16 protein-coding genes and 1 tRNA gene are annotated in these 17,573 nt (G+C 63.9%); 5 read left to right on the forward strand and 12 right to left on the reverse strand.

Annotation, left to right across the window (positions count from 1 at the left end; all coding sequences use genetic code 11):
* Nucleotides 1–20: 20 nt before the first annotated feature.
* The 3 genes from GVL04_RS10050 to GVL04_RS10060 all read right to left on the reverse strand — a co-directional run bounded on the left by GVL04_RS10050 (nt 21) and on the right by GVL04_RS10060 (nt 4,919).
* Entirely contained in the window at nt 21–1,499 is a 1,479-nt protein-coding gene (locus GVL04_RS10050) for an Ig domain-containing protein (protein WP_159703373.1), read from the reverse strand.
* 144 nt (nt 1,500–1,643) lie between these two features.
* Nucleotides 1,644–4,187 carry a DNA helicase PcrA gene (pcrA, locus tag GVL04_RS10055; protein ID WP_159703376.1) on the reverse strand — a complete coding sequence of 848 codons (2,544 nt, stop codon included), beginning with the start codon at nt 4,185–4,187 and terminating at the stop codon, nt 1,644–1,646.
* Between the two features lie 78 nt (nt 4,188–4,265).
* Nucleotides 4,266–4,919 (reverse strand): response regulator transcription factor, encoded by a 654-nt coding sequence (locus GVL04_RS10060; RefSeq protein ID WP_159703379.1) that lies wholly within the window; start codon nt 4,917–4,919, stop codon nt 4,266–4,268.
* A gap of 87 nt (nt 4,920–5,006) precedes the next feature.
* Here GVL04_RS10060 and GVL04_RS10065 point away from each other — a divergent pair, with 87 nt between their 5' ends.
* Genes GVL04_RS10065 through GVL04_RS10075 form a run of 3 tightly spaced genes read left to right on the forward strand, consistent with a single transcriptional unit; the run spans nt 5,007 to nt 8,010 of the window.
* Nucleotides 5,007–6,233 carry a sensor histidine kinase gene (locus GVL04_RS10065; protein ID WP_159703382.1) on the forward strand — a complete coding sequence of 409 codons (1,227 nt, stop codon included), beginning with the start codon at nt 5,007–5,009 and terminating at the stop codon, nt 6,231–6,233.
* Entirely contained in the window at nt 6,230–7,375 is a 1,146-nt protein-coding gene (locus GVL04_RS10070) for a hypothetical protein (RefSeq protein ID WP_159703385.1), read from the forward strand. The genes GVL04_RS10065 and GVL04_RS10070 overlap by 4 nt, the downstream gene beginning before the upstream one ends.
* Nucleotides 7,369–8,010, forward strand: a complete 642-nt coding sequence (locus GVL04_RS10075) for a hypothetical protein (protein WP_159703388.1) — start codon at nt 7,369–7,371, stop codon at nt 8,008–8,010. The genes GVL04_RS10070 and GVL04_RS10075 overlap by 7 nt, the downstream gene beginning before the upstream one ends.
* 4 nt (nt 8,011–8,014) lie before the next feature.
* Here the strand turns inward: GVL04_RS10075 and GVL04_RS10080 are convergent, their stop codons facing one another.
* The 7 genes from GVL04_RS10080 to GVL04_RS10110 all read right to left on the reverse strand — a co-directional run bounded on the left by GVL04_RS10080 (nt 8,015) and on the right by GVL04_RS10110 (nt 15,091).
* On the reverse strand, nt 8,015–9,673 hold the full coding sequence (locus tag GVL04_RS10080; protein ID WP_159703391.1) for a hypothetical protein: 1,659 nt from the start codon (nt 9,671–9,673) through the stop codon (nt 8,015–8,017).
* On the reverse strand, nt 9,666–10,547 hold the full coding sequence (locus GVL04_RS10085) for a septum formation family protein (RefSeq protein WP_159703394.1): 882 nt from the start codon (nt 10,545–10,547) through the stop codon (nt 9,666–9,668). The genes GVL04_RS10080 and GVL04_RS10085 overlap by 8 nt, the downstream gene beginning before the upstream one ends.
* Nucleotides 10,537–11,127 carry an exosortase S gene (gene xrtS, locus GVL04_RS10090; RefSeq protein WP_159703397.1) on the reverse strand — a complete coding sequence of 197 codons (591 nt, stop codon included), beginning with the start codon at nt 11,125–11,127 and terminating at the stop codon, nt 10,537–10,539. Before xrtS ends, GVL04_RS10085 begins: the two co-directional genes overlap by 11 nt.
* A 5-nt stretch (nt 11,128–11,132) precedes the next feature.
* Nucleotides 11,133–12,494: a glycosyltransferase family 2 protein gene (locus tag GVL04_RS10095; RefSeq protein ID WP_159703400.1), complete on the reverse strand. Its 1,362-nt coding sequence runs from the start codon at nt 12,492–12,494 to the stop codon at nt 11,133–11,135.
* Between the two features lie 94 nt (nt 12,495–12,588).
* Entirely contained in the window at nt 12,589–12,771 is a 183-nt protein-coding gene (locus GVL04_RS10100) for a hypothetical protein (protein ID WP_159703403.1), read from the reverse strand.
* Between the two features lie 42 nt (nt 12,772–12,813).
* Complete coding sequence (locus tag GVL04_RS10105; RefSeq protein WP_159703406.1) at nt 12,814–14,103, reverse strand: choice-of-anchor G family protein; 1,290 nt, start codon at nt 14,101–14,103, stop codon at nt 12,814–12,816.
* A 142-nt stretch (nt 14,104–14,245) separates the two neighbouring features.
* Nucleotides 14,246–15,091 (reverse strand): inositol monophosphatase family protein, encoded by an 846-nt coding sequence (locus tag GVL04_RS10110; protein WP_159703409.1) that lies wholly within the window; start codon nt 15,089–15,091, stop codon nt 14,246–14,248.
* A 33-nt stretch (nt 15,092–15,124) separates the two neighbouring features.
* Between GVL04_RS10110 and GVL04_RS10115 the strand changes: the two genes are divergently transcribed.
* The gene (locus tag GVL04_RS10115) at nt 15,125–15,751 is read left to right on the forward strand and encodes a hypothetical protein (RefSeq protein ID WP_159703412.1); all 627 of its coding nucleotides are present in this window, start codon (nt 15,125–15,127) and stop codon (nt 15,749–15,751) included.
* Here GVL04_RS10115 and GVL04_RS10120 read toward each other — a convergent pair.
* Nucleotides 15,690–16,517: a DUF998 domain-containing protein gene (locus GVL04_RS10120; RefSeq protein WP_159703415.1), complete on the reverse strand. Its 828-nt coding sequence runs from the start codon at nt 16,515–16,517 to the stop codon at nt 15,690–15,692. The two genes, GVL04_RS10115 and GVL04_RS10120, sit on opposite strands and share 62 nt — an antisense overlap.
* Before the next feature lie 70 nt (nt 16,518–16,587).
* On the reverse strand, nt 16,588–17,391 hold the full coding sequence (locus GVL04_RS10125) for a hypothetical protein (protein WP_159703417.1): 804 nt from the start codon (nt 17,389–17,391) through the stop codon (nt 16,588–16,590).
* Between the two features lie 108 nt (nt 17,392–17,499).
* Here GVL04_RS10125 and GVL04_RS10130 point away from each other — a divergent pair.
* A tRNA-Arg gene (locus GVL04_RS10130) sits at nt 17,500–17,572 on the forward strand.
* The last annotated feature ends 1 nt before the right edge of the window (nt 17,573 follow it).

Raw genomic sequence — 17,573 nt, forward strand, 5'->3', positions numbered from 1 at the left:
CACCAATTATGCCGGTAACCTCACGCCCGGGTTCTCCGCCACGGACGGCGAAGAGCGCCCGCGGCCAGTGCCGCACCCACGGCCAGCAAGCCCGCTGCGACCCAAAGAGTCGAGGTCAAGCTTCCGGACGGCAGCCCGGTAGCCGCGAGTTCAGTGCCCGACGTCGACGCCAGCGCACCGGCCGGAGTCACCGCTGCTGGGGGTGCGGGGGCGTCCACAGCCGCGGGCGGGTTCGGTGCGGGCGGCTGTTCGACGACGGGAGGCCGGGTTGCCAGCACCGTCACGGTTGTCCAGAAGATCTCCCGCTCAACCAGCCCAGCGTCGCGGAAACCCACTTGGACCCAGAATGTCCCTGCGCTGGTGGGTGTGCCGTTCAACATCCCGTTGGCGTCGATACGGAGCCCGTCAGGACCTGGATCGTGCCACCACAAGCTGCCAGCCGAGTGCCGCGGCGTGGACCACCAGAAGTCGTACGGGGCCGCGCCGCCAGTGACTTCGGCGATCTTCGCGGAGTACGGCTCCCCCAGCACGGCGGGAGGAACGATGTACCCGATCCCCAACGGAGCCGAGGCCCGCACCGTGATGCTGAACGAAGCCTCAGTACTGCTGAACTCGTCGGCTACGCGGACCGTGAATGAATAAGTTCCCACAGTGGTGGGGGTACCTGCGATTATTTTGCCGCTGGGCGACAGGCCGGGAGGAAGCTCTCCGGAGACCCAGGTAAGCGTGTAGGGCATCGAACCGGCGGTGTAGATCCGCAATTCCGCGTTGTACGGCACGCCCAGGATGCCATCCTGGAATTCACCCGTGTAGCTCACGGCCTGAACATGCGGTTGGAAATAGTCCCACACAGTCACTGACACGTCCTGCGTGATCACCTGCGGCGGGGCCGAGGAGTCCGTTACTGTGACCACCGCCGTGGCGAATGCCTCCGCTGTCGGAGACCCGACGAAACTCAAGGTCGATTCGTCGAACGTCACACCCGGCGGCAGATTGGTGACAGCTGCGGTGTAGGGCGCGGTTCCACCAGATATCACCAGCGGAGCGTCGTAGGGCTTGCCAACATACCCATACTCCACGTAGCTGCGGACAGCCAGAGGTTCAGCCTCCGCGGCCGGCACTTCTCCGGCCGCGGCATGGACTACCCCCGTGGTGGGCGCAGGTGTGGCCTGCGGCTCCCCGCCCGGGAGCGTGGGTTCAGTCGTGATCGGGGTGGACGGCTCGGTGATCGCCGGCTGTGGTTTTGCATCGACCGGCGATGTGACAGAGGGCGACGGCGTGGGCTCCGGGGTCGCAGGCGGTGTCGCGATGGGACCCAGTGTGGGCTCGACGACACCGCGATCGTCATGCGAGGCAAGCCCTGCACTCGGCGCAGGAACCTCCGCATCGGCCATCCCGGGCGGCGCGAACTGAAGCGCCAAGGCGCTCGCCACGGCCCCAACCAGCAGCAGCCTCGTGGCCTTACCAAATAATCGACGTTCCCAAACAAAAGCGCCCACGCGCGTCCTCCCCCACAGGAATGCAACCTTTTTGGCGTTGCAAGGTGGGGCAGCAAAGAGACGTCCGCCCCAGCGCAACGCCCGGTCAGTCTAGGCGTGCTGCAGACTCAGGACAATGGGTAGCGGTGTCGAACTGGACCGAGGCTAGGCATCAAGCTTGGTCAGCGGTGCGTAACGCAGCAGCAGGCGCTTCTCTCCGACGTCGAACTTCACTTTGGCCACCGTCTTGTCCCCCGACCCTTCAACGCCCAGGACCACGCCGTTACCGAAACTCGTGTGGTTGACCTTGTCCCCCACCACCACGGAAATGACTTCCTTCTGCGGCTGCACCCGGTTGCGTGCGACGGCGGCAGGAACGTCGGCGTCGAACCCCGCGGTGGGGCTGGCCGCAACACCGCGTGAGGTGCCCGCTCCCCAGAACGAACCGCCGTAGCGGTTGGAGCCGATCGGGGCACTGCCCCAGCCACCGGCCTGGCGGCTCATGCCTTCCCGCTTCCATTCCACCAGCTCGGAGGGGATCTCTTCGAGGAACTGGCTGGCGGGGTTGTACTGGCTTTGGCCCCACATGCTGCGGACTTCCGAGCGCGTGACGTAGAGGCGCTTGCGTGCGCGGGTGAGGCCCACGTAGGCCAACCGGCGTTCCTCTGCCAGCTCCTTGGGATCCGTGGCCGAACGCTGGTGCGGGAAGATCCCGTGCTCCATCCCCGTCAGGAAGACCACCGGGAACTCCAGGCCCTTGGCTGTGTGCAGGGTCATCAGCGTGACCACTCCCATGCGCTTGGCCTCTGCCACCGCAGCATCGATGTCCGCACCGGGAGCATCCGGAATCTGGTCGGCGTCCGCCACCAGGGAAACCTGTTCCAGGAACTCTCCCAGGGAGCCTTCCGGGTTGTCACGTTCGTACTCACGGACCACTGCCACTAGTTCGGCGAGGTTTTCCACGCGGGATTCGTCCTGCGGATCAGTGCTGGCGCGCAGCCCGGCAAGGTAGCCGGTTTGCTCCAGGACGGCTTCCAAGGCCGCAGCGGCACCGGAACCCGACGCTACCTCGGAGAGATCATCCATCAGCTTCACGAAGCCCAGGACCAGATTGACGGAGCGGCTGGCCATTCCGGGCGCTTGGTCCGCACGGCGCGCGGCGGCCATGAAGGAGGATCGCTCACGTTCGGCGAGGGCAGCAACGGCGCCTTCGGCCCGATCACCGATCCCGCGCTTTGGTTCGTTGAGGATGCGGCGCAGGTTGACGTCGTCGTCCGGGTTCACCAGTACACGCAGGTAAGCCAGGGCGTCCTTGATTTCCTTGCGCTCGTAGAAGCGTGTGCCGCCAACAACTTTGTACGGCAAGCCGACCCGGACCAGCACGTCTTCGATGGAGCGCGACTGGGCATTGGTGCGGTAGAAGATGGCGACGTCGCCCGGACGCAGGCCTTCCTCGTCCTGCAGCCGGTCGATTTCCTTGGCGATGAACTGCGCTTCGTCGTGCTCGTTCTCCCCAACGTAGCCGACGATTTTTTCGCCATCCCCTTCAGCGGTCCACAAACGCTTTTCCTGGCGGTTGGGGTTGCGTGAGATCACCGAGTTGGCGGCGCTGAGAATGTTCTGCGTGGAGCGGTAGTTCTGTTCGAGCTTGATGGTGCGGGCATTGGGGTAGTCGGCCTCGAATTCCACGATGTTGCGGATGTCCGCACCCCGGAAGGCATAAATGGACTGGTCCGAGTCGCCCACCACGGTAAGTTCGCTGGGTTGGACGCTGGTATCCGTCCCCAGGCCCACGATTTCCCGGACCAAGGCGTACTGGGCGTGGTTGGTGTCCTGGTATTCGTCCACCAGGACATGGCGGAACCGGCGCCGATAGGACTCTGCAAGCGCCGGGAAAGCCCGGAACATGTAAACGGTCTCCGCGATGAGGTCATCGAAATCCATGGCATTGGCTTGGCGCAGGCGCTGCGTGTAGCCCTTGAAGACCTCGGCCACGGCCGTTTCGAAGGGGTCGTTGTAATTCGCGGACGACGCGTAGGAGTCCGCGTCGATGAGTTCGTTCTTGAGGGCAGAGATCTTGTGCTGGATGGCCTTGGGCGCGAACTTCTTTGGATCAAGGTCCAGGTTCTTGGCCACAAGGGTGATCAGGCGCAGGGAGTCGGCGGAGTCGTAGATGGAGAAATTCGAGTTCAGCCCGACCGTGGTGGCTTCCCTGCGCAGGATGCGGACACAGGAGGAGTGGAAGGTGGAAATCCACATGCTCTTGGCGCGGCCGCCAACCAGTGCTTCGATGCGTTCCCGCATTTCCGCTGCCGCCTTGTTGGTGAAGGTGATGGCCAGGATTTCCCCGTGGTGGGCCCGCTTGGTGGCGATGAGGTAAGCGATCCTGTTACTGAGGACGCGGGTCTTGCCTGACCCGGCTCCAGCCACGATCAACAAGGGGCTGCCTGCGTGCTTGACTGCCTCTTCCTGCTGCGGATTCAGACCTTGGAGGAGGGCGTCAGCAGATGGCAGGCCGGAGCCGCTTTGGTTGCCCCATCCACCTGAAGCTGGTCCTTGAGGAGCACCCGATGACCCGCTGTTGCCTGCCTGGAGGCGGGCGCCGGCAGCGCCTCCGCCTGAGTGGGAAAGCTCCGGGGCAGCCTTGACTGCGGCTTTGGTGCCTGCTTTGAAGGGTCCGTCTGCGTAGGGGTCAAACAACATATCCATGGTGCCTACCAGTCTAGGCGGTGGCTCCGACACTATAAGGCGCGCTATCCACAGTGGCCGGATCGAAGGCCATCGAGGTCATTGGTTAGGGTCCTCGAGCAGCCAACCGCCCGAGACCAATCGCTCCCTGAGTGCCAGCCGGGTCAACGGTTCGGGACCGTCCTGGAATTTCCGCCGCACCGCCGCCAGGTGTTTCTTCACCCCATCGACGGAAATTCCGAGGACTTGCGCGGTTTCTGCAAGGGTGCCGGCAACCCCGCCCAGATACACGGAAACCACCTGATGCTCCCGCGCCGATAATTGCGGCCCGGCTTGCTCGGCTTGCAAGGCCGCGGCAATTTCCTCGGTAATGTAAGAGATCCCTTGCGCAGCCTGGCGGAGCGCGGTTTCCACCACCCCGGCGGGCGCCGTCTTGGGGACGTATGCCAGTGCGCCCGCCGCAATGGCTTGGCGCATCACGGCAGGGTCAACTACTGAACTGCAGACCACCACCTGTGGCCCGGCTGAGACGATCGCCTGGATTTTGGCGCGAAGCGGTACTTGGTCGCCGAGCAGTACGTCCAGGACCACGACGTCGGACAATGCACGCAGGTTCGCCGCTGCTTCGGCCCACGAACGGTACCGCCCCACCACCCTGATCCCGGGGGCATTGGCCTCGAGCCATTGAGCCAATCCCTCAAGAAGCACGGCGTGGTCTTCCACGATGTCGACTTCAATGGTGGGTTGGGACACCGGGTATCGCAACAACGTGCCCCTCCCCCCATATGATTTGGAAATGTCGTCACCATTTTAGGTGACACGGTTTCGGGGGAGACATTCATGGGGGCATGGATTAACCGGCCGGCAGCTGGGCGGCCGGTGCAGGATGGTTCCGACGTGCTGGTCCGTTGCGGTGCCGTGGTCAGCTTCGCCTTTGTCGCGGCTTCGTGGCTGTACCTGGGGCCAACCATGGGCGGGCCGGCATGGCACCGTATGGTTGCCGCCGGGTTGGTGATGCTGGTTTTCGCTTGCCTGACGGCGATGTGGCGGAGTGATGTCTGGCCTCTCAGGCTGACGATCGTCCTTGCACTGATCATCCTTTCCGAGCTCCTTGCCGGTGTCACGTACCGCCAGGATTCAGACTCATTGCTCTTGGCGCACAGCCTCATCCTTGCAGCGAGTTCAACACTGGTCCTGTCCTTGCGTGATTCATGGCAATCCGCGGTGTTCACGGGAATTCTGGCAGTGCTGGTCTTGGGACACACCCTCATGTCATCCATGGTTCATGGCTTGGGGCCCTCCACCATGCTGATGGTCGCAGGTGCTTGGTACGTCATGTTCGTGGTGGGCCATTCAGCGCCCAAGGCCCTCGCAGCCTATTGGCGCGATCAGGCCGTCAGGGCTGAATCGGCGGCAGCCCAGGCTGTAGCCTGCGCCAGGATCGACGCCACCGCAGCCGAGGCCAGGGTCCTGCATGACACAGTCCTGCGCTCACTGACGCTCCTGGCCAGGGGCGGAGCAGGAGCGGTCCCGGACGAGTTGCGGGAAATGCTCACTGTTGAAACGCACGACGCCGGTGGGCCGGGTTCGTGGACCACGGCCGCCGAAACTCCCATCAGGGATGAGACGAGGCACTTGGACGGTCCCGTCCGTGGTCAAGGTGCGGTGGCCGGCGTCGAACCCTGCAACGAACTTGCCCTGCTGCTGATGGACCGTGCCCTCCACCACTGCCGTGACGGATTCGCCGTCGACGTTTTCGGCGAAGGGGGGACTTTGCCGGCGCCGATTCAGTTGGCAATTGCCGATGCCGCCGAAGAATGCATGGTCAATGCCGCCCGCCACGCAGGAACCGACCATGTTGACGTGCTCGTATCGCGTTCCGGTTCCCTGGTGTCGGTGTTGATCAGCGACTCCGGGGTGGGGTTCGACCCCGACTCCATCCCCAAGGAACGCTTCGGGGTGAAGAATTCCGTGGTGAACCGCATGGGCGGGGTAGGCGGCCGGGTCCAGGTGATGTCAGCACCCGGCCGTGGAACCACAATTGTCCTCGAAGCGGACGCGGCATGAGCCTGGCCCACCTCAATACAGCCCGAAGGGACGGACCACTGTTCGTTTCCCGGACCGTCGTAGTGATCACCAGCCTGACCATTTGGACCATTTCCCTTATCCTCAACGCTGGCTCCCTCGATGGAAGCAGCCTTGACCGTTTGAAGCTTGGCGCGTTGGCGTTCGACCTCTTGGGGCTTGCCGTGGCCAGCATCGCCTCAGACCCGAAGACTCCTCGCCGCCATTTGCCCCACTTGCGCCTCATCTGGCTGGCGTCATCCATTGCTTCCGGATCCATGACCGCCCAATTCGTCACGCTCACTTCGGGTTACCTGTCCCTGGCGTTGAACGTCCTCCTCGGGACAGCATTGGTATTCCTCGTTGCGATGCGCTGGGACCTGCTGGGCTTCCTGGTCCTGGTGGCCGCCAATTCCGTCCTTAGCGGCGCCTATTACGCCACCACCCCGCGATTCGGCTCCGGGGAAGGGCTGCTCATCTTCTTCATCACCCTTCTCCCCGGCCTCCTGGGCGGCCTGTCTGTCTTTATCCTCCACAGCCACATGCACGGCGCCATGGAGCGCAGGACCCTGGCGGCCCTGAACACGCTGACCGAACAATCCGTGTCCCGCGACTCCGAGAGGGTGGAGGGCCTGGCCGAAACGCACCAACAGATCCAGCAGTTGTTCGCCAAGGTTGCGCAGGGGCGTGAACTCCCCCTCGACCCGCACTTCACTGAACAGGCCCAGGCGTTGGCAAGGCAGTTGCGCAGCCAGTTGATGCTGTCGCAATCCACCACTTGGCTCACTGAGTCCTTGGCGTTGGCCGACCTGGAATCCACCGTGATGGTCGTGGCGCAATCGGACCTGGTGGACCGGATGCCGCAGGCTTCGCGGTCAGCTGTCTTGGCGGCAACCATGCTTCTGGCCACACCGGCAGGCGAGCCGGACAAACCAATGATTGGCCAGCCCCGCCGGATCCACATCTTTGTGGAGCCGGATGTGGACTCCATGGTGCTCATTACATGGCGGGTGACCAAGCTGAACCCCAACCGATGCACTCCGGCATTGTGGAGCGAGCTCGAATTGTTGGGTGCCCCCCGCGTCCACACCGATCCAGGAGGTGCCAGCATCATGGTTCGTACCAAGGCGCCGAAATCATGGTGACACGATTGGTGGTGGTGGATCATCACCAGCTGATGATCGACACCTTGGATGCATGGCTGCGTTGCAACGCTCCGGACTTGGTGGTTGCCTCCGGGCTCAACGCCATTCCACTCCGCCCGGAAAAGCCCGATTTTTGTGACCAGTCCATTTCAGTTGCCGTCCTGGGGACCTTGGACCACCATGCTGAACTGATCCCTGCGGTCCACTGGCTTATTGACGCCGGCCTCCGGGTGGTGGTCCTTGCCACCGCCTTGGACGGATGGGAAGCAGGGGCAGCCCGCGCCGCCGGTGCCCTGGGATACGTGCCAAAGTCTGCTGGTCCGGCTCATACCGAGACGGCCATCCGGGCCGCGGCTGACGGGCAGCCGTACGTGCACCCCGACGCCGCCGCCATCATGGTGGATACGGCACCCGTTCGGATCAAGTTATCCCTGCGGGAGCAGCGGCTGGCAGAGCTCTACCTCGGAAGCGAAGCCCTGTCCGTACGCGGAGTCGCCGATGCCATGGGGATCAGCGAACAAACCGTCAAGGCCCACCTGCACAGGATCCGGCAGCGCTACGCCGCGGCCGGAATCAAGCTCGGCAATGTGATCAGCCTGCGCAAGCAGCTAAACGCTGACGGCTGGGTCTCGTAGCCTCTCAGGTCGTGGCTCCGGCGTCGCCTGTTGAGGCACCCTCGGGTTCCGGTTGCTGAAGCACCGGCTTTTGCGGTTGGGACGCCAGGATGCTGATCAACGCCACCAGCAAAGGCACACACAGCGCAGCATGGAACCCTGAAAGCAACAGTTGTCGATAAATCTCGGGCTGTCCCGATCCCAGCATGACCACCCAGAACTGCAACCACCCGCCCACCACAACAACTACCGCAAGGCGACCCACGGCTGCCTTCTTCCGGAAGGCAACGGCAAAGCCCAGCAACAGAGTCAGCAACTGCATGGCCACCAAGGCCACAGGCACGGCTTTCATGGCGGTGAAAAGGCCCAGGATCACCGGGAAGCGGCGGTCCTTGCCGAAAGGTTCATGCCCCTGCCCCTCCATGTACGAACCAATGTAGCCAAGTTCGGGTGTCAGCATGGCGGTGATCCCCCGTTCACCCATACCGATCAGCCGTTCAGGGTGCGTGAGGTAGAACCCAACGAGCTTTGCCGGTCCGGCCTGCTCCTGGAACTCGTGGAACTTGGGGTTCAACGCAGCTGAACGCGGCGACGCAACAGTGGTTCCGCTTGCCGCGAGGAAACCCGGGTCCAAGCCCAGCCACTTGAGATCATCTTCAGGAACCGGACTGTACGGCAGGATTTCGGCGAAGACAGCGTTGTAGAGGTTGACGTCACTGGTGCGCTTGGGCTGAGCGGCAAGGAATGCCACCGCGAAGGCTACGATTGCCAGAATCGCGGCCAGCGGCACTATGCGCTGCCGCCACCAGCCTGCCGCCGGTGCCCTGCGGCCGGAACGTTGCGAACGAACGTACGGCAGCCACAACAACGCCACTGCGAGCACGGGCAGCCACGAGACCATCTCGGGCTTGGCCGCGACAGTGAAAATACCTGCCGCGACTACCCACAGGATGGCCAACCAGCGGTTTCCACTGCCGTTCCAGTAGTGCAGCAGCGCCACCAGTAATGCCAGCGTCCCCAGGAAAGCGGCCGGTTCGGGATAGGGGGAAATGAAGAAATCAGCAAAGACACCGTCAGCCATCACTGCAGTGACCAGCGCGGCCACCAAGAGCCGGAAGCTGGCGCGTCCCGGCAGCACAGCAACCAGCGCAGCAATCAGCGAACCGAAAACGAGGCAGCAGACAATCCCCACGGCCCGCATATCCAGGCCGGGACCCCAACCAAACAACGGGGTGATCAACTTGCCCAACCATAGGAAGGCCAGTTGGGACGAGTACACAGCTTCACCCGAGCCAACAGCCCCGCACGCCTCACCGACGAATTGGTGCGGGGTCCAACTCGGGTACATGAATCTTGTGAAGTCGGCATAATCCCAGGGCCGGACATTGCTTACGCCAAGTGAGCAGACCAGCGCGTGGCCGTCTCCTTGGTCCCCCATGCCTACGGGCCATGGAACGAAGAGCCTCACCAACATGGCGACGGCGGACACCACGCCGGCAAGGACAGCCGGGACGAGGACTCCTCCAATCGCCAGCTCTCCCGGTCCGAAGAGCCTGGCAAGATATCCCGCTACCCTGCGAAGCGGTCCGGAATGCGGGCTCTTGCCGGACCGCACAGGCGTGGGAGCGAACTCCTCCGCTTCCGGTGTGACCGGTTTCGGCTCTACAGTCTGGGTCTCAACCATTGGCCGCTCCCCCATTCAGTGTTCCAACCAGGGGCGCAAGCGTTCCCGTCCACGGTTCCGGGCCGGCTTGCAGCGGTGCCACGCCGCAACGCACGGCCCTTGCACCGCCGTCGATCCTGACAATTGGCCGAACTTCCACGTCCGTAGGCAGGACGTCCACTTTCAGGAAGTCAAGAACAAACGGCAGGCACCGTTCCTGCTGTGCGGCGAGGCTGAGCAACGAGGCGTCCTGGCCGAACCAAGCACTGACGTCCTCGGTGGTGTGGGGCTCGGAACAGGTGGTATCCGAACCTTCGGAGCTGAGCACGCCGTCCTTGACTTCCTGGGCATAGCAAAGGCGGATCTGTGCTGAATCCGGCCCCGCGAGCGCGTCCTTCAGGTCCATGGTGGTTTCCCGCGGAGCTTGGTCGGGCGAGGTCAGCAGGACGTCGCAGCGGACAGTCCGGCTCCCGGCAGCCCACTCGGACCGGCTCGGATAGAAACCGGTGACGGCCATGCCCGCCGTAGCGTCGCGGTCGTTGCCGGCAAGGTACTTGCGCAGCTCTGCCGCCGGGCAGAGACGAGTGGTGAGGTTTTGCAATTGCTCGTGGAGCGGGCGCTCGGACTGGCCTGCCAACGGCTCGGGGACTGTGGAAACCAGGAACGTCTGAGTGGTGTGCGGCCCGGAACACGCAACGGCCGGACGCGAGTCACTGCTTGCAGCGTATTCCTCGGGGGTGCTGATCACATGGCATTGGCCCACAGCGGTGCTATCCAACGACACCGTGGTGGCGTTACCTGCGTAATCTGTCGAGGCATCAGTGGGTGCACACCCGGACAGGGCAAGGGCTGCGAGCGCAACAGCGGCGAATACCAGTGGCAACCTACGACGCACGCCGGCCCCTGCGGCCCGGAACGGCACGGCCTTTACGGACGACGGCGGCCCGCACCAGGACGATGATGGCGGCCACGAAGCCCAGAATCACCACGAAGGAACCAAAGAAGTGGTGCATGAGGTCGAAACCTTGCTGGCCCCAGCTCTGCTGTGCCGCCGCGATCATGAAGTATCGGATGGCGTTGCTGACAGAAACGATGACCAGGGCCGTCATGGCAGCGGGCATGAGCCGCGCAACCGGGATGCGGCCCATGAGGAACAGGACTCCGGCCAGTGCGGCGATGGGTGTCAGGAGGACTGCGCTGGAGCAGAGACCAGTGACCATGAGTGCGTAGGGCTGGCCGCCGCCCACGTTGTGGAAGATGATGTCGTCCACACTGTAGGACGCCCCGCCGAGGATCCCGTCAAAAACGGTGGCCATGAGCCAGGCTTCGGCTGCCCGGATGCTTTCCTGTTGGAGCATCGCCACTACGGCCGCTGCGATGAAGACCAGCCCGATCACGCCTCCGCCGCGGCCCTTCCGGACGGGTATGGCGCGCGGTCCACGGGGGACGGTGATGTTGCTGATGTCGGCGCTCATTGCCACTAGGCTTCCTTCGCTAGGAGTTTGACGTCGGACTCATGGTTGCGGCGGGTTTTTGCCCAGCCCTGACGGCCCGTGATGAGACGGTACGTTGCCCGCAGGACCGTCACGTAGTTTTGGTACATATAAAGCCAGTAGCCAAGGCCCCACACCACGCCCAGCATGAAGTTCTTTTCCGGCGTCACCTGTCGCCGGTACACCAGTCCCCACAGGGCGAAGGGCAGCACGCCGGTGGCGAAGATCAACGGAATGATGAACCAGGCCGCGGAGATCCAAGCTGCGAAGCTGCCCATGGTCAGTGCACCCTGGGCCACCATGGTGACGAACAGCGTCGGCCAGAGGACCAGGCCAACAATCTGGATGAACGGCTGGATCAGGAAGTAGCTGGATTCGATCGCGCCAACATTGCTGAAGTACGGCGACTCGAAGATCCGCTTCAAATAGGTGCTGCATTGCATGCCTCCGTGGCACCAGCGCGTTCTCTGGGTCAGGAGGCGGCGGAGATCCGGAAGGGCCTCCTGGGCCACGTGGGTGTCGTGCATATACACGGTCTTGTAGCCGCCCAGCATGATGTGGATGGCGAGTTCGTAGTCTTCAAGGAGCGCGCCGTGCCACGGTTGTCCCGACGTCCTGGCGATGGCGTCCAGGGCGGACAGCCGGGTGAACTGCCCGTTTCCGCCCAGCCCCACAGTCAGTGTGTGGCGCCGGAGGGACTGCATGGCTGCGATGGTGGTGCGGAATTCCATGTCCTGCATCAGGACCAGGTAGCGGCCGAAGGCTTTCCTGACGCGTTGGAGCCCCTGGCCACCCTTGAGCTCCGGGTCCTCCAGGTTGGACATCCAGACGGCGGTTTGGGCGGCGCCCACTTCTGCGTCGCCGAACGCGAGGGGACCGGCGGCCTGCCGGAAGGCGTTGTCGGCAAGGTGACCATCGGCGTCGACTACCAGGACAATCACCGAGGAACGGTCGACGGCGGTGGGCAGCCATCCGTCCAGGGTCCGGTAGGCGGCGTTGAGGGCGTCCCCCTTGCCGGTGCGGGCCAGCGGACGCCGGCGGCGGACGAGGTGGATCATGCTGTCGCGATCCGAAGCTGCTTCAACAATGGCCGCGGTGGCGTCGTCGCTGTCATCGTCCACAACCCAGACATGGGCTTCTGGAAACTTTGCACGGAGCAGCTCCAGCGTTTTCCCAATGACCACTTCCTCGTCACGGCAGGGAATGAACACATGCCAGGAGAAAGAGCCGGGATCGCCCTCGGGATCGGGTTTGCGCCGCAGGAACGGCACCAGGATCACGAGGATATACGACAGAAAAACCACCAGGAGCACAAAAGCCAGCGCCTGCGCGGATTCGAGTACCGACATTTACTTCCCATGCTTGGGGCGTGGCCAAGGGAGGCCTGTTCGAAAGATTAAGGGTGGCGGGACGGCCCTTGCAGGAGCCGTCCCGCCGGTGGTGCTACGGGTTAGGGCCCGTATCCCGCTTCGCAGCCTTGAGCCTGCTGTTACGCAGGACCACGAAGCCGGTGATCAGCAAGGCAACACCCACCAGGATGACCCAACCAAGGGTGGGGGCTCCGGTGACAGCGAGGGCGGTACCGCCGGCTGCTGTGCCGCCTGCAGTCCAGTTATGGCCGTACATAAGGAGTTCTCCTTTCGCTGATGCTTGATGCGCTCAAGGCGATCAGGCAGCAGCTACCGCAGACCGGCGGCGCGAGCGAACGAACAGCCAGGTGAGCAGTGCCAGGAGGGCCACGCCACCGCTGATGGCCATGGTGTCGGCGTTGACCAGCGGGATCGCCGCTGCGTCAAGGTTGGGACCAACAGTTGCGTTGGCGAGGTTGACGGTGGCAATGGCGCCGCCGGCAATGCCGACCTGCAGGGCGCGCTGGGTGAAGGCGCCCGACGGTGCGGTTTCCTGGACGTTGACCTTGGCCGAAACCAAAGCGGTCAGGGCTGAACCAAGCGGGGTGACGATGGTGGTTGCCACGCCTGCGACAACACCGTTAAGTGCCGTGGTCAGGAGTGCCAGAGCGGGTCCGGCGGTGATCTGGGCGATTGGCCCAAGGCCATTCACGGCGGCGGTGGCAGTCGCCAGCGTGCTGCTGACCACGGAGGTCAGTTTCGTGGCGACAGCCTGCGGAAGGAAGGAAACCAAATCCGTTCCAGGCGCGAGTGAATTCAGGTCCGCGACGCCTGCCGCGGCCAGGAGGTCAGCTTCGGTGATGGCGATGGTGCCGCCGGCCACCGGGTTGGCAACCGTCACGCCGAGCGGAGTCAGGACGAGGTTGGCTGTGTTGATCGCGGTGCTGACGGTGCCGGCAACGCCTCCCACAACTGTGCCGCCGACCTCAGCCGAAACACCGGCAAGGGCGTAGGCGCCCTGCGGCGCTGCACCCTGGTCCTTCTTGGCTGCTGCCGCGAGGGTGGTGATGTCGAGCTGGACATTGACCAGGTCGGTGCCGCCAAGGATGTCTGCGGTACCGGCCGAGATGCGGGCTGCCGGAATGGCCGGATCACCCGAGGTCGGAAGGCCGGCGGGCAGGGTTACCAGCCCCGGGGCTCCGGAGACAGTGCCTGAGAATGCTTCGGAGGAGCCGTCGTTGACGGCCTTGCCGTACTGGCTGACTGCACCAACCTGGATGATGCCGTTGTCCTGCAGGAGCGGGATGTTGCCCGCGCCGACGTTGACTACGCCGAAGACCGCGCTGAGATCCAGCGGGGTGGTGTTTTCGATGATGGCCGGGCCGGACGGCGGTGTGCCGATCTGCTCGGCCTTGGCTGCGCCGTTGGCTGCGAGGCCGGCGAAGTTCGGGATGGCCAGGACTGAGCCATCGATGATCTGCCCACTGCCGACGGAAATCACGTCAGTAGGTGCTGCGTTGGCTGCCGGTGCGGCCACGAGGCCGATGGCCAAAACCGAGACGGCGGTAACGCCGACGGCTGTGGGCCACAGCTTGCTCTTGCTGTTCAAGTACTTCCCCCTTGCGAACGCTGCAGGACAGGGCTGGCCTGCAGCTGAGACCGTGGGGGCAAACGCCCCCCGGTGCAAAATAACAAGGGCAAACAGTGGAGCTTCGCAGGGGTACCCGAAGGGGTTAACCCGGTTTCAGCACCTAGGCAAATTGGGGAACAGAGGTGAGGGCGGCGCTCAACTCGCGCACCGCCGTCGGGCCTCCAGCGACGAACCAGTTAAGTCCGTTGACCTTCACGACGGCGGTGTCCCCGCCTGCAGCACGCACAATCGCCTTACCGGGGAGCCAGTCCCATTCGGGGCAGCTGTGCTGGAACCAGCAGCCGAGTTCTCCGTCGGCAACCCGGCCAAGGTCGCAGGAGCCGGAGCCGAACATACGAAGGGACGCCGCGGTGATCGCGGCAGCGTGCCACGGCATGGCCGTGCGGGGATCCGCCAGCCAGGTGGGGTGGATGTAGGTAGCTGCGCTGATTTCCCCCACGGAGCGGTCGCCGGAGCCGGAGATCGGTTCTCCGTTCAGTGTGGCCTGGTGTTCCTCGCCGCCAAGCCAGAGCTTGTCCAATTCGGGCTGGTAGATGGCGCCAAGCAGTACGTGCGGGTCCACAACCGCGTTGCCTCCACGGTCTGAAACGTCCCGTTTCAGGGCAATGGCGGAGCACCAGTACGTGGAGCCGTGCAGGAAGTTGTAGGTGCCGTCCACGGGGTCGATCACCCAGGTCCGGCCGCTTGTACCGGCCACCGATGCACCTTCTTCCCCGAGGATGCCATCCTCGGGGCGGCAGCGCCGCAACTGTTCCAGGACGTAAGCCTCGGCAGCGTGATCGGCTGCCGTGACGACGTCGGACACCGACGTCTTGCGTTCGCCCTGCAGGCCGCCCATCCGCATGAGCAGCGCCAGTTGGCCTGCTTCGCGGACAAGCGCGCTTGCCAGTTGGTAGTCGTCGAGTGAGGGATCGAGTTCAGTTGCGGTGTGCCTGCCGGTGGTCATGGTTCCAGCTTAGGTGGCGGGATAATGGATGACATGGCCAAGACACCAGCGCAGCGCATCAAGAAGCACGGAGCAAAGGCAGTGGTCCCCGATCACACGTTGCCTCCCGTGATCAACACCACCACCCAGCGCACCCCGCAAAAGGCACAGAGCAACTCCAAGCTCATTGAGATCGCGGGAGTCGTGGCCAGCCTGTTCCTGTTCTGGTACCTGCACCTGCTGACCCTGAACCAGATGACGCAGCTCTCCGGTGGCCTGGCGATGCCGGACTCGCTGATCGGCGGTTTCTCGCAGGACTATGCAACCCAGCTCCGCGATGCCATGGACGAGTCCGCGCGCGGCCAGCTGAACTACGTCCACAAGACAGCCGGCACGCTGTTTCCGCTGATCTTCGGTTTCAGCTGGCTCCTGCTGATCGGCACGAATGTGGCACGGAAGTCATGGCGTTGGGCCATGTGGGCTGCTCCGCTGCTGTTCGCGGTGGCCCACCTGTGGTCCAATGTCGCCATCGATTCGATGCTCTCCGCGGACACGCCCGACGCCGGTGCGGTGGCTTTGGCCTCTTCGCTCACCATTGCGTCGTGGGTGCTGTTCCTGATCAGCCTCCTGTGCGGCGTGGCTGCGGTGTTCCTGGGACGGAAGAACGCACGGCAGCCCTGACAGCTTTCCTCTGCTTGGTCACGCGTCGTGCCACCACCAGGCCCACCATGGATAGCCCCATGATGATCGGATAGGCCATGGTGCGTTCGATCGCGCCCGGTTCCTCCACGCGCAGCCCCACTGCAAGGATGTAGATGGTGGTTCCCAGGGACACGGCGCCGCACACCAGGACAAACCAGGACATCTGCGTATGCCTGCGCCATACGACGCCCAGGATCGCCAAGGACAGTGGGCCGGCGATGAAATACATGCCCGCACCGACCAGATGCAGCGCCAGGTCAGTGTCTTCGGGAACCAGGCCAACCATTGCCTGGCCTATGCCCGCCACGAAGATCAGGGCCCGCACCGCGCCCGCCGCGATCCAGGGAAAAGACTCGGCCGTCCTTTGGGATTCCGAGGCCATCCGGGGAGTGATGACCCGCGCACCCGGCTCGGCTGCGATGGACAACACAGCCGTATTCACCAATACGGCGCCCAGAATCATGGCTACGCCCTGAAGCACGAACGAGACATTCATCAGCCAATTGAGCGGGGAGCAGACTTCGTACCCATTGAAGGGTCCGCAGTGGGCCGCGCCGAGATCGCTGATGACGTGCGCCCGCCGTTCATAGCCGGGACTGCCCAGCCACGCAGCTATCGCGACGGCTTCCACAATGAAGTAGTGGATGGGCGTGATCGCTGCCCATCCCCCAACCAGCTCGCGTCTCCCGGCGAGGTCGGGCAGAAGCCCGCGGTCAGTGCCGCGCGGACCAGCCGCCGTCGTCATAGCGACAGAATAGACCCCGCCACGGACCGGCGCACCAGTTGTTCGCTTTTGCGTGCATCACAGCCTGCCCTCAGCCCAACCGTGCTGCCTTGCGTTCCGTGTGCACCCGCTGGGCGATCACCAGGCCGGCTGCGGCCAACCCGATAGTCACCGGGTACCCCATCAGCCGCTCCAAGAGGCCGGGCAGGGGCACTTCCATCCCGGTGACCCCGCCAGTGATGAGCGCACCGATGCAAACCAGGCCGCACAGGGCAAGGAACCAGCTGACCGGAGTCTGTCGAAACCACAGGATGCCGAGCAGGAGCAGCGCAAAACCTCCCCCTATGAAGAACATCAAGGCACCCGCAAAATGCCATGGCGAGTCGAGGTCTTCAGGCACCAGGCCAACAATGACCGTCCCGACGCCGGCGGCTCCAGTCAGGATGCGGATTGCGACAGCCAGTATCCACGGCACGGTCAGCAAGCGGGCTGGAGCGGAATCAGCTGCAACGGACCGAAAACGCCGGGCAGCAACACCAGGCCGGGCAGCAACACCAGGCCGGGCAGCAACACACAAGAGCCCGGCGGTCAGGAAGAGTGCCCCCAGGATCAGGCCCAGTCCTTGGACCACAAACGAGGCGTTCATCAGCAAGTGCAAGGGCGAGCAGACGGCCCTGTCCTCGTACACACCACAAGACACGGCTCCAAGGTCACTGATGTAGCCGGTGGCCCTGCTGTAAGGCTCCGGACCTGCCCAGGCCTGGATCACGGCGGCTTCGGCAACAAAGTACTGGACGACGCTCAGCTGCGCCCAACCGCCAATGTTTGCCCTGACGCTGCGGAGGTTGGGGAGGAACGATCCGGCCGGCGCCGGTGCAGTCGAGTGCCCTTTCATGCTCGCCAGCCTAGCGGTGTTCGGGCAGCGCCCCGGCAGCTTGTATGCTTGTAGTCGTGTCCGGGCCCTCGAGCTCCAGCAGTGGGATTCAGAGCCATGGACACACAGGCCCTCGTAGCTCAGTGGATAGAGCACGGCTCTCCTAAAGCCGGTGTCGTTGGTTCGATTCCAATCGAGGGCAC

The organism is Arthrobacter sp. 18067 (assembly GCF_902706295.1).
GTDB lineage: Bacteria > Actinomycetota > Actinomycetes > Actinomycetales > Micrococcaceae > Arthrobacter.

Bases quoted from the DNA above. Each gene is read 5' to 3' on its own strand.
- GVL04_RS10075 (WP_159703388.1), top strand. From the start codon at position 7,369: ATGGTGACACGATTGGTGGTGGTGGATCATCACCAGCTGATGATCGAC.
- GVL04_RS10125 (WP_159703417.1), bottom strand. From the start codon at position 17,391: ATGAAAGGGCACTCGACTGCACCGGCGCCGGCCGGATCGTTCCTCCCC.
- GVL04_RS10120 (WP_159703415.1), bottom strand. From the start codon at position 16,517: ATGACGACGGCGGCTGGTCCGCGCGGCACTGACCGCGGGCTTCTGCCC.
- GVL04_RS10115 (WP_159703412.1), top strand. From the start codon at position 15,125: ATGGCCAAGACACCAGCGCAGCGCATCAAGAAGCACGGAGCAAAGGCA.
- GVL04_RS10110 (WP_159703409.1), bottom strand. From the start codon at position 15,091: ATGACCACCGGCAGGCACACCGCAACTGAACTCGATCCCTCACTCGAC.
- GVL04_RS10100 (WP_159703403.1), bottom strand. From the start codon at position 12,771: ATGTACGGCCATAACTGGACTGCAGGCGGCACAGCAGCCGGCGGTACC.
- pcrA (WP_159703376.1), bottom strand. From the start codon at position 4,187: ATGGATATGTTGTTTGACCCCTACGCAGACGGACCCTTCAAAGCAGGC.
- xrtS (WP_159703397.1), bottom strand. From the start codon at position 11,127: ATGAGCGCCGACATCAGCAACATCACCGTCCCCCGTGGACCGCGCGCC.
- GVL04_RS10065 (WP_159703382.1), top strand. From the start codon at position 5,007: ATGGGGGCATGGATTAACCGGCCGGCAGCTGGGCGGCCGGTGCAGGAT.
- GVL04_RS10070 (WP_159703385.1), top strand. From the start codon at position 6,230: ATGAGCCTGGCCCACCTCAATACAGCCCGAAGGGACGGACCACTGTTC.
- GVL04_RS10095 (WP_159703400.1), bottom strand. From the start codon at position 12,494: ATGTCGGTACTCGAATCCGCGCAGGCGCTGGCTTTTGTGCTCCTGGTG.
- GVL04_RS10080 (WP_159703391.1), bottom strand. From the start codon at position 9,673: ATGGTTGAGACCCAGACTGTAGAGCCGAAACCGGTCACACCGGAAGCG.